The organism is Shewanella sp. (genome assembly GCF_051658185.1).
In the GTDB taxonomy this organism is placed as follows: Bacteria; Pseudomonadota; Gammaproteobacteria; order Enterobacterales; family Shewanellaceae; genus Shewanella.
Window position 1 is genome coordinate 1 of sequence record NZ_JBOFMC010000087.1, and the last position, 11,327, is coordinate 11,327.

The following is an 11,327-nucleotide window of genomic DNA, read 5'->3' on the forward strand; positions in this document are numbered from 1 at the left end:
AGCCGATCAACAGTATCCAAGCGCCATCATCGAGGAACCGCTAATGGCTGCAGTGCCATCAACAGAGCGTACCGAGCCGTTAGCTGCGCCAGTTGCCGCACCGGCGCATACCGAAGCGGCTGTAGAAGTGGCAAAAGAAACATTGCCCACTGTGATGACCGAAACGCTCAACGTCGCTGCGCCTGAGGCTACCCCTCCAGCCCAGCAGCAAAGCACAATAAGTGCAGCAGCCACAGAAGCGAGTGTATCGGTTGCTGACAGCGTAAATGTCACAGCAACAACCCACACTACCCCAGAGGCTACCGCTGTCACTGCAGCTGTCGTTGAGGCGGTCACTGCGGTAAAAATCGCGCCAGCAGCAATTGACACTCCTGTGGCATTCGAACCTGCCGTTGATCTAAAGGTAACTGAATCCCTAAAAGATCCCGTCAAGGCTATTGCCTCCGCGCCCATGACCAAGCCAGCGGCGATCGTTAAACCCGCTGCCGTAGTTCAAGCAGCTGCCACATCGGCTAGCGTTCAGACCACTGAGCCCAAGAGCAAGCCGCAAGCTGCCAGTCGTTTTGGAGCGATGGTTTCATCGGAAATGACCAAACCGGTTGTGGAAGTGAGAGCGCAGGTTGAAGTACCAAAAGGTCGTGAATACGATAATGCCACAACCGATGAAGCATCAACGGCTAAAATAAAACTGACAAATAGTGCGGGTTCCGATATGGCTCGCCCATAAACGTCTTAGTCAAAAAGTCATCATAAAAAATGCCATTCGCTCGCGAATGGCATTTTTGTATCTACGATGACTTTCTGCCCCATCCCCATGCAGCATATTAACCACGATTATCACTCCGGCTGAATTTGGCCACTATAAAACCAACGCCCTGATTTACGTTATCCAATCTGAGCTAGATGCCCTCATACAGCCAATAGCCACTTTCTATGTCACTTATGACCCAATATCCACTTACTGCATTAGCTAAAGCTGAATAAACGCAGCGCTATCTTGTTTTGTTGCATTTCACTAAAGACATTCCCACACAGCCCCCCCAAATGTAAAGTGAGCCCCATTCACATCAATACAAGGGCCGCGATAGTCACTTCAGCAAAATGGTGATAGAAGACGCGGATTTGCCTCAAACTAAAATGGCTGAACCTGTGGAGCAAAAATCAGGTAAATGCGACTTCTATGCAACATTAAGTCGCTCCAGTTAAGAGAAGCATGCCAATAGTGAGACCGCACCCGTTGGCAAACCGCTATTTTATTTGTAGTGAAAAGACTGTAGAGCCATGTTCAACGGCCAGGATTATCTGCATTACCATCACTAAATACATCGAGCTTGAACACGATGGAATAATTAATGGATAGAACGGATAGTATGGATAGTATGGATAGTATGGATAGTATGGATAGTATGTAGAAAAAGTTGAATCGGAGCTCATTTTGTCTACGAGAAAAGCAGCAAAGACAACATAAAGCAGTAGGAAGATAAAAGTAAGCGAGCAATATCGATAAAAACAAAAAGAGCCATGGTATAAACCATAGCTCTTTCAATCCATTACTATTAGCAGAGGCTAACAGTACTGAAAATTAACCAATGATGGTTACGTTTTCAGCTTGTGGACCTTTTTGACCTTGAGTCACAGTGAAAGACACTTTTTGACCTTCGTCAAGAGTTTTGAAACCGTCAGAGTTGATCGCACGGAAGTGTACGAATACGTCTGGACCTGATTCTTGTTCAATGAATCCGAAACCTTTGTCAGAGTTGAACCACTTAACAACACCAGTTACTTGAGACATGATATAAATCCTGTAAATAAAAAATTAAAGCCTTAACGGCGGGTGGAGCTGGAAAATGCCGGTATTACTTATGTTTACAGGACGAACGGGTCGTATTGAACACATAAATATAAGCCCAACCTTCAAGCTTGTAAGACTATAAACCATTCTAAAGATAAGTCAACATACAGCGACACTTTGAAATATTTATTTTGCTTAAAACAACTTAGGTTTTGCAACCGGCGCGCAGAATTTTATTGTTCCTGCGGCTCAGCAGATAACAGTTAAACATTTTAAATAATTTATTTCAACAACTTAAATTTAACTTTTATCTCGAATACGATGAACTTCGATTTGGAAGTCCAATTCACAGCTTAATCCCTGTGACATAAAGTTGGCTTTTTGTTCTGCGGTAAACTTCCAAGCATAGGGAGTCATGGCTAAAAAATGCGCTATGTGTTGGCTATCCGTGAGTTCGAGCTGATAAGTGAGGCGTTCATGGTGCAAACAGTCAAAGCCATCAATCACCGCTTCTGACTCTGGGTGTAAACGAGGGTTGGCATAGATTTTTTGTTTTAACGCAAAATGATGTCGTGGCCCAGGAGCAACGGTGATCAATATGCCCTCTTTGGCCATGATCCGCTGCAATTCTTCACGCTTAGACGGGGCGTAAATTCTAAGAGCCAGTTCGATACTCTCTGATGCTATCGGCATTTCATAGGCACTCGCAACACAAAAGTGAAGCTGAGGGTAACGCTTAGCGGCAAACCTAATTGCCGACTTTGAAATATCAATACCTTGAAGGCGACATACATGACGTTGTTCAAAAACCTCAAATAAACGGTGACTGTAATAACCCTCACCGCAGCCGATATCGAGAAGGCGAGTTGCCGCCCCCGCATACTCAACCGCCAGCTGGTTAACCCTATCACTTAGGGCTTGATAATACCCGGCATTCAAAAACTCCCGTCTGGCAACCATCATCTCTTTGTTGTCACCGGGGTCCTTGGAGTTTTTCTTTTGCACCGGCAGAAGATTCACATAGCCTTCTTTGGCAATGTCGAATTGATGCTGCTGTGGGCAAACCCAGCTGCGCCCAATTAACCCCATAGGTGCCGTACACAGGGGACATAAATAATACATAACTTGCTCGATTGATGTGAAAAATGGAAAAAATCTGCGTTTAGGAGTCATCTTCCATAAGTCGATGAACCATTTGCGTTAACTCTGGTGATGCTAGCAACTCATAACATTCTAGCTTTCTCAGGGCATTATCAATATGCTGCGCATCATTAGCCGCGCGGCTATAATTTGGGCGCTCAAACATATTAGTATAAGATCGAAATAACCATTGCCGCTTTTGCAAGAGTAATGGTTCAAGTCTTAATGCTTCTTCAGCCAAACGCCCATGACTCTGCCCAAGCTCTCCTTGTAACAAAGCCCGTAAATCCGTACGCACTTGTTCAATTTCAGCCATATAGACAGCGAGGGATTCGGATGATGCCTCATAATCATATTGCCGGGCTAACAGCTCTTTTGCCAGTAATATGACTTGAGGCTCATGCAAGATCCGCAGATCATGCTCTAAGGAGACCAACTCAAATTTCGCTGCCGATGCGGATGCCAATGCTAAACTCAAGCCTTGCTCAGCATCAATTTTAAATGCAACGCCAGCCCTTAGCTGCGCCGCGCAAAACTTGGGGGCGATGCCCATGCGACTGTATAAGCGCAGGCCTTGTCCTTGCTGACGAAGAATAGATTGAGCATAATGCCGCCCATTAAGTGCCATTGGTGCAAGCGGCTGAATATCGAGGGTTAACCCGATTAACGGTTGAAAACGAAGGGCTATTTTAGGTTGTGGGCCTTCTTGGGTGACGATCAATTCTAACAAGGGTCCCCCCATCGCCTGCAACACCACAAAATCGCTGATGTCCTCAGATAAGGTTAACGTCACCAGAGTGTTATGGCTTAACTCAAAAACCACGGGTTCATTTAAATATTGATGATACATAAGACATTCATTCCCCTTTGAGGCTGAATTGTAACGCTCAATGCCACTAAATATCACCTGTTATAACAAGTTCTTTCAATCTCATTTGCGCCAACTGAGTTGGCAGCTAATGTTACTACAAGAGATTTAAGTGTTAAGATGCACCCCTTCGACAAACAGTTAATTGATATAAACTATGTCAACATCATTCCAGCCAAGTATATTCTGGCACGACTATGAAACCTTCGGCGCCAATCCTGCAAAGGATAGGCCAGCACAGTTTGCAGGGATCCGTACCGATCTCGAGTTGAATGTGATCGGCGAGCCTGAATCCTTTTACTGCAAACAAGCCAGCGATTACCTCCCTTCCCCTGAGGCCATCTTAATTACCGGGATCACGCCTCAGCTAGCCAATCTTAAAGGGCTTCCCGAAACCGAGTTTATGGGCCGGATCCAAACACTTTTCAGTCAACCCAATACCTGTGTTGCAGGTTTTAATTCTTTACGGTTTGATGATGAAGTGACCCGTTATGGTTTTTATCGTAACTTTATCGACCCTTACGCTCGAGAATGGCAACAGGGTAATTCACGCTGGGATATCATTGATTTAGTCAGAGCCTGCTATGCCTTTCGGCCCGAAGGGATCAATTGGCCATTGAAAGAAGATGGTTCACCTAGTTTTAAATTGGAGCACCTCACTCAAGCTAATGGCTTAAGTCACGAGAAAGCCCACGATGCACTGTCCGATGTGTATGCCACTATCGCGATGGCCAAACTGATTAAAGAAAAACAGCCAAAATTGTACAACTATTATTTTGAGTTGCGTCGTAAAGCCGCGGTTAGCGCCCAAGTCGATGTGCTCAATATGCAGCCGTTGGCCCATGTCAGTTCTAAAATTAGTGCCCAGCATGGCTGTACGACATTAATCGCGCCGGTGGCCCACCATCCAACCAATAAAAATGCCGTCATCTGCGTCAATCTGGCGATGGATTTAAGTCCGCTGTTTGAACTGGATGTGGAGCAGATCAAAACGCGTATGTATACCCCAAGAAGCGAGCTGGCAGAGGATGAGTTTCCTATCCCAGTCAAACAAATCCATATCAATAAATGCCCGTTTATCACGTCGGCTAAAATACTCGATGATACACAGGCAGCAAGGCTCAACATCGATAAAGACTTTGCCAGAGCGCAATATAAGCGTTTAAAAAGTCACCCTGAACTGCGAGAAAAACTCGCACAATTATTTGAATCGGATGCAGAAAGCACCATAAGCGATCCCGACTTAATGCTGTATAGCGGCGGTTTTTTTAGCCCCGCAGATAAAGCAAAAATGGAAATTATCCGTCATACCGCCCCGCAAAATCTGGCCGCGCTGGCACTACAATTTGACGATAGCCGTATTCCCGAAATGCTTTTCCGTTACCGGGCCCGTAATTACCCTGAGTTACTCGACTATCAAGAATCACTGCGTTGGCGGGAGTTTTGTCAAGCTCGGTTAGCGGATCAAGATTATCTCCTTAAACTTGAAAACCTATTACAAGACACCGAGGCAAATGAAACTAAACAAAAATTACTTTCAGCCCTGTGTCATTACCTGCGAGATCTTTGACAACATCAGCCAAACTCAAGCATCCAAATGACGGCTCCCAAATCAGACGCGACTTATCCAGTCGCCAATATTCGCTATCAATATTTGGTATCAAGAGCAATATTTCATTCGCCTCCCCCACTCTAGGCGCCGAGCTTAGATTGCGGGGGGCGACTCCAGTTTGATGTCATTAACTTAACCAATAAAAGGAATCGGGCAATGCAAGATAGATTTATTCGGAGCATCACCCAACTGCCAACCTCACTCGCAGATGCGCTTATTCCCATGTTGCATCAAGACTTTGCCGGGCACATTCGCGCAGACCAACTGGCGCACTTATGCCAAGTGAGCCAGATGCCAGAGGACGAAGTGCTGCTGGCATTATTACCGATTGCTGCCGCCCTCGCGAAACCGCCCATCAGTGAGTTTTATGTGGGGGCTATCGCTCAAGGGAAAAGTGGCGATATTTATATGGGGGCCAATTTAGAGCTCCCTGGCGAGGCCCTGTTTCATTCAGTCCATGCCGAACAAAGTGCCATTAGCCACGCTTGGCTCAAGGGTGAAAGCCAAATCCTTAAGATGATCGTCAACGCCAGCCCTTGTGGCCATTGTCGGCAATTTATGAACGAATTAGTTGATGGCGCCAATGTCACCATCCTGCTACCCGCTCAGCCCAGCCATTCATTAGCCCATTATTTACCCTATGCCTTTGGTCCTAACGATTTACATGTCACAACGCCACTGCTGAGTAAGCAACAAATTGAGTTTGCATTAGACAGTAGCGATCCTATGGTCATTGAAGGATTGGATCATGCCGGCTTAAGTTATGCCCCCTACACCCACAGTTTTGCCGCCGTGGTCCTCGAGACCCAAGATGGCGCGACCTACTGTGGCCGCTATGCCGAAAATGCCGCATTTAACCCCTCGATGTTACCCATGCAAATGGCACTGTCGAATTTAAGCCGCCATAACCGTGAGTGTAGTGAGATCCGCCGCGCGCTATTAATCGAATCATCCCAGGGCAAAATCAGTTTAGTGGGAGCGAGCATGGAGGCGCTACAGGCGGTCGCGGCGATTGAACTTGAATATATCGTCGTCGATCCGATTGGCTAGGATACTTGACTGGCATTGCTTGAAATGCACTGCAATAGATTAGGCTCGACTCAAGTTCTATCCCTTGATGGACCAACACGGCGGACAGTGACATCTCACTGTCCGCCGCAGTCCCAGTGCCCCGTTTGAGGGGGCGCAGCTAAAGAGCGGCCTGCTTAACACGCTCAGTTTCTCACGATAACGACGCCGTGCAGCTGACCTCAGCACTGCAGACACCTTATCGCGTTAGCCTTGGACTCATCGCGTTAGCCTTGAAACAGTGCGGCAACCAAACCAATCAAACCGCCAAACACGCCGCCCCACACGACTAACCAACCTAAATGGGTTTGGATCATCTCTTGTACGATTTGCTTTACCATTTGCGGCGTCAACTCATTTAGGCGCTGCTGCACAATATTGGCAATCTTCAATTGCAAATCGGCCATTACATCGGGCTGCTCTAACTCTTCTTTTAATAACGCATGAAATTGGTCACTTTGTGCCATATCGATGAGCGATGCTTTCATCTTTTCAATGAAGGAGGCTTTTAACGGCATTAAGGCTGCAGTACCGCCAAACATCGATAACATGCCACCAAAAGATGACTGGGCGACGGTATTGACCAGCGCATCAAAGGACGGCTCAAGATCGAGCTTTTCGATCACGGGCGCCAAATCAATCTGGTTAATCCCCTCTTTCTCTGAGAGAAAACGATCAATATTTTCGGTCGTAAAAAATTGCTTCATCATCAGATGGTGGATCCCAAGCTTAAACTCCTCAAAGCGTGAAGGGACCACACCCGAACCATACAAACCGGGAACTTTCTCAAATAGCATATACACCGCAAGCCAATTGGTGATCGCCCCCGACAGGGCAAATAACCCTACATTCAGCAAAATAGCGGAATTAATACCATAACCGACTAAAACACAAACGGCCGATAATACATTGGTGACGACACTTTTATTCAATCTCATATCCTCTTAAAAACCATGAAGCAAACAGATCGCGTTATATTATCAACTGATTACGATCTAGGTCTAATCCTAGTCTGGCGAACGACTCAAAAAGCTTCTGATGCAAAGCGCCACTCAGTCCCCTTGATGGTAACCATGCAAACGCCCTACCCCAATTGGCGATACCGAACTGCCGCTCACAAGCCAGAATGGACTTGTCATCAGCAAGTAAAGCGGATAGCAAATAAAGCGGATAACAAAGAAAGCGGGGAGGCAACCGCTTAACACACCCCATCCGCCGCGATTTTTACTGCGCGGCAGCGCCACCAAACGGTGGCAGCCCGTTAACCACAAGCAGCGCATGTAAACCCAAGGTTGGACCCAGGCCTCAATTTTGTCATTGCGATGTTGAACAAGCATAACATTAGGATTTTGCTAGCAAAATATAAAACAAGATCTGTTTTCAATGGCGTAATTAGCTAGACTTACGCCATTTGTTGTTCGATTTAATGCGCCAGTCGCCTTAATCACCCGCGAAGACTTCAGTCGCGATTCGGTAGCACATTCGCGCTAACGAGACTATAAATTAATCAACACCTTAAATTAATCCTTACTTTGTGTATCGGAGCCTCGATTTGACTATGCAGAACCCGCTTTCATCTTTGAAAAATTCATTTGTTAATCGCCCCACATACCAAAGGGTTCTGGGTTACCTCGGGGCGACTTATGTAGGCTATGCCATTACCCTCGGGCTTATCCTACCCCATAGCATCGTGGCATTCGCCCCTGAAAAACTGGGGGAGCTCTTAGGACGCCCTGTTCGCCTTGCAGAAGTCCGCATCAATCCATTCACTTTTGATGTCACGCTGTCGGATTTTGCGATTCAAGAGCAAGATGGCAGCCCATTTGCTGGACTCGAACATCTGCAATTTCAACTCCATTTTTGGCAATCACTGCTTCAAGGTGCGGCCGTCATTGATACCATTCAATTGCAAGGGCCTTACGCCCACATGAGTCGCCGCACCCAAGATAACAAAGTACAGTTTAATTTTGACGACATACTGCTCTCCCTTACGGCAAACGCTGCCGCTGAGCCCGCATCGCCCGCGACTGAGAATACTGAACCACTGCGACTCGTGCTTGGCAAGGTAAGTATTGATAATGGGCGCTTGCGTTATGATGACCACATCACCGAGGCAAGCCTGGATTACCCTGATATTAATATTCACATCAGCAATATTGATACCGCGCATTCCATGGCGCTGCAGGCAAAGGCGAATGAGGCCGCCAATATTGCGCCCCTTGACCATGCCAGTACTGGGCAAACGGCGCCAGCGACAGGCCTTAAGGCTCCAGCCTTATTTAACCATTATGCCATCCAGCTTACTGATGCCCATCAGGCAAACATTAACCTCACAGGGCAGTTTCAACTGTTTCCCCTCAAGGTTGCCGGCGATATCGAAATCGCCCAACTGGCGCTGGCGCCAATCTGGCAATTTATTGATGAGCAATTTGCGGTAAATCTCAGTCAGGGACAAATCAGTGCCAAGGCCAATTATCAGCTGGCCCTGGCCGATAATGAGCCACTCCAACTGCACATCAACCGTGGGCAAGTTAACCTTGAACAGCTCGCTTTTCATCATGCCGAACATCCCCTGATTAATCTGCCACAACTGACCATTGATGGGATCGCGACCGATTTACAACAGCAAACATTAACCATCGAGCAAATCCACAGCGATGGCTTAGTACTGCACGCCAAGGTGAATGATCAAGGCCTAGATCTGGCATCGCTCTTTACTCCAAAAGCTGCCATTCAGGCACAGAGCGCCGTTCCGCCAGAAACAAACACAGAGGCTCAATCAACTGCCAAGGCAGATGACCCATCCGTTAATAACCAACATCAAGCCCTTGCTCAAAAAGATGATCCTGCAACGGCGCAAGCTAGCTGGTCGGTACAACTCGGCGGGCTCAACATTGAAAATTATGACATTAACATCAGTGAGCAACTCGTCACGGCGACACCTCAGCCATGGCGTATTTATCCGCTGAATTTTTCGACGACTCAGATCAACAGCGACTTAGCAACACCGATAGATTACAACATCTTTTTAGGTGTGAATGGCAATGGTAGCCTAAGTTCACAAGGCAAGATTGACGTGCCTGCGGCAGCAATTGCCGCCACGGTGCAATTAGAAAAGCTGGCACTCGCGCAATTTCAGCCCTACTTAGCTCCTTATATCAATATTCAACTGAAAAATGGCTTCTTAAGCACCACTGGGCAATTAACGGCCAATGCCAAAGGCCATGCGATTTACCAAGGCAATGTGGAACTCGATGAGTTAACTGTTTTAGATAATGTGCAAAAAACACCCTTACTAAAATGGCAAAAAATGAAGATAAATCAATTAGATTTTAATCAACAGCTCAATCGACTGAATATTGATCATTTAGCCTTTCATCAACCCTATGCCAAGGTGGTAATCGCCAAGGATAGAAGCACTAATATCAGTAATCTTATCGTAGAACGTTCAGTGCCCGCCGGCGCCAGCAACGCGCCCAAGGCCGCAGTGAACGCCAACAACAGCACTGCTGTCGCTGCCCAACCAACGGCAAAAAGCCCTGCCGCCCCAGCGGATTTTAGCTTAGCGATTAACAAAATCAGCGTTAACCAAGGTTCGGCTTACTTTGCCGATAATTCCCTGACCCCTAATTTTGCCTCAGGGATTGAGCAGCTTGAAGGCACCATTAGCCAATTATCTTCAGCAGCGAACACCACAGCGTCGGTCGACATTAAAGGCAAAATAGATAAATACGCCCCTGTAACACTCAAAGGCGATATCAATCCATTGTTAGACATGCCGTATCTCGATCTTGACTTGGTCTTTAAGAACGTCGAACTCACCTCTGTGAATCCCTATTCAGGCACCTATGCGGGTTATTACATTGATAAAGGCCAGTTATCCCTCGCCCTCAATTACAAACTTGAGCAAAACCAACTCAAAGGCAGTAACCATTTAGTGATCGATCAACTCAAACTGGGTAAGCGTAGTCACAGCGATTTGGCGACCAGCCTACCAGTCTCGCTGGCGGTTGCCCTGTTACAGGACCGCAATGGGGTGATTGACCTTGGCGTGGAAGTCTCTGGCGATCTCGATTCGCCGAGTTTTAGCCTAGGTAATATCATCATGACAGCGCTAACCAATGTGATCACTAAAGCCGTCACCGCGCCGTTTTCCTTTATCAGTCACCTTATCGGCTCAGATGAGACCCTCGATAACATTGATTTTGCCGCTGGCAGCGCCAGCCTTGATAGCCAAGGACAAGCAAATTTAGATAAGATCGCCAAAGGGTTAACCGAAAGGCCAATGCTTCAGCTTAATTTAGAGGGTGCAGTCGATGCCGCTCACGACAGCCAAGCCATCGCTGAGCAGCTTATGCAAACCCAACTGGCCAAACTGGCTAACATCCCAGTCAATGAATTACCCGATGATCTTAGCCCTAGTCAATTCCCCACTCAAGGGCCGCTTGCCGATGCCTTAATCAATTTCTATCAACAGCAATTTTCGGCAGATCCCAAAGCGATCAGAGCCACAATTGCCATGGAAGCCAACAATGCAGAGTTAACGGCAGAGGACATCACCACTCGTTGGCATATCGCGCTTTATAACCAATTGGTTAACGCCCAAAATGTGCCCCAGAGTAAACTTGGCGATCTCGCCCAAGAACGCGCCAAAACCGTCAAAGCCTATCTCGTCGATACCCAAGGCATAGCACCTGAGCGGATTTTTTTACTCGAAAGCCGAGTAACACTCAGCCAAGATGCGGCTCAAGTTAACCTGAGCATCAACACGCCATAATGGATTGCTAATGGTTTAATCTCAATCGGTTAGCTAACACTCATCGCCCAGCTATGCCTGGGCGATGCTC

At 47.0% G+C, this 11,327-nt stretch carries 7 protein-coding genes and 1 pseudogene; 4 read left to right on the top strand and 4 right to left on the bottom strand.

Features of this window, described 5'->3' with window-relative positions; all coding sequences use genetic code 11:
- Positions 1-727: pseudogene (locus ACRCZA_RS03825) on the top strand (ribonuclease E); the annotation flags it as partial.
- Positions 728-1,582: 855 nt separating this feature from the next.
- Here the strand turns inward: ACRCZA_RS03825 and ACRCZA_RS03830 are convergent.
- The 3 genes from ACRCZA_RS03830 to ACRCZA_RS03840 form a co-directional block, all read right to left on the bottom strand.
- On the bottom strand, positions 1,583-1,792 hold the full coding sequence (locus ACRCZA_RS03830) for a cold-shock protein (RefSeq protein WP_011789734.1): 210 nt from the start codon (positions 1,790-1,792) through the stop codon (positions 1,583-1,585).
- 300 nt (positions 1,793-2,092) lie between these two features.
- Entirely contained in the window at positions 2,093-2,914 is an 822-nt protein-coding gene (gene rlmA, locus ACRCZA_RS03835) for a 23S rRNA (guanine(745)-N(1))-methyltransferase (protein ID WP_438673156.1), read from the bottom strand.
- Between the two features lie 40 nt (positions 2,915-2,954).
- Complete coding sequence (locus tag ACRCZA_RS03840) at positions 2,955-3,782, bottom strand: hypothetical protein (RefSeq protein ID WP_438673157.1); 828 nt, start codon at positions 3,780-3,782, stop codon at positions 2,955-2,957.
- 175 nt (positions 3,783-3,957) lie between these two features.
- Between ACRCZA_RS03840 and sbcB the strand changes: the two genes are divergently transcribed.
- Both sbcB and cdd read left to right on the top strand, forming a co-directional pair.
- Positions 3,958-5,370, top strand: a complete 1,413-nt coding sequence (gene sbcB / locus ACRCZA_RS03845) for an exodeoxyribonuclease I (protein WP_438673158.1) — start codon at positions 3,958-3,960, stop codon at positions 5,368-5,370.
- A 198-nt stretch (positions 5,371-5,568) separates the two neighbouring features.
- A complete protein-coding gene (cdd, locus tag ACRCZA_RS03850) occupies positions 5,569-6,462 on the top strand; it encodes a cytidine deaminase (protein WP_438673159.1) in 894 nt (297 codons plus the stop codon).
- A gap of 245 nt (positions 6,463-6,707) precedes the next feature.
- On the opposite strand, the gene ACRCZA_RS03855 is transcribed toward cdd, so the two are convergent.
- Entirely contained in the window at positions 6,708-7,412 is a 705-nt protein-coding gene (locus tag ACRCZA_RS03855) for a DUF445 domain-containing protein (RefSeq protein WP_438673160.1), read from the bottom strand.
- Between the two features lie 626 nt (positions 7,413-8,038).
- On the opposite strand from ACRCZA_RS03855, the gene ACRCZA_RS03860 reads away from it, so the two are divergent.
- Positions 8,039-11,257, top strand: a complete 3,219-nt coding sequence (locus ACRCZA_RS03860; RefSeq protein ID WP_438673161.1) for a DUF748 domain-containing protein — start codon at positions 8,039-8,041, stop codon at positions 11,255-11,257.
- The last annotated feature ends 70 nt before the right edge of the window (positions 11,258-11,327 follow it).

What these genes read in the sequence shown, in the direction of transcription:
- ACRCZA_RS03830 (WP_011789734.1), bottom strand. Translation starts at nt 1,792, where the DNA reads ATGTCTCAAGTAACTGGTGTTGTTAAGTGGTTCAACTCTGACAAAGGT.
- rlmA (WP_438673156.1), bottom strand. Translation starts at nt 2,914, where the DNA reads ATGTATTATTTATGTCCCCTGTGTACGGCACCTATGGGGTTAATTGGG.
- ACRCZA_RS03840 (WP_438673157.1), bottom strand. Translation starts at nt 3,782, where the DNA reads ATGTATCATCAATATTTAAATGAACCCGTGGTTTTTGAGTTAAGCCAT.
- sbcB (WP_438673158.1), top strand. Translation starts at nt 3,958, where the DNA reads ATGTCAACATCATTCCAGCCAAGTATATTCTGGCACGACTATGAAACC.
- cdd (WP_438673159.1), top strand. Translation starts at nt 5,569, where the DNA reads ATGCAAGATAGATTTATTCGGAGCATCACCCAACTGCCAACCTCACTC.
- ACRCZA_RS03860 (WP_438673161.1), top strand. Translation starts at nt 8,039, where the DNA reads ATGCAGAACCCGCTTTCATCTTTGAAAAATTCATTTGTTAATCGCCCC.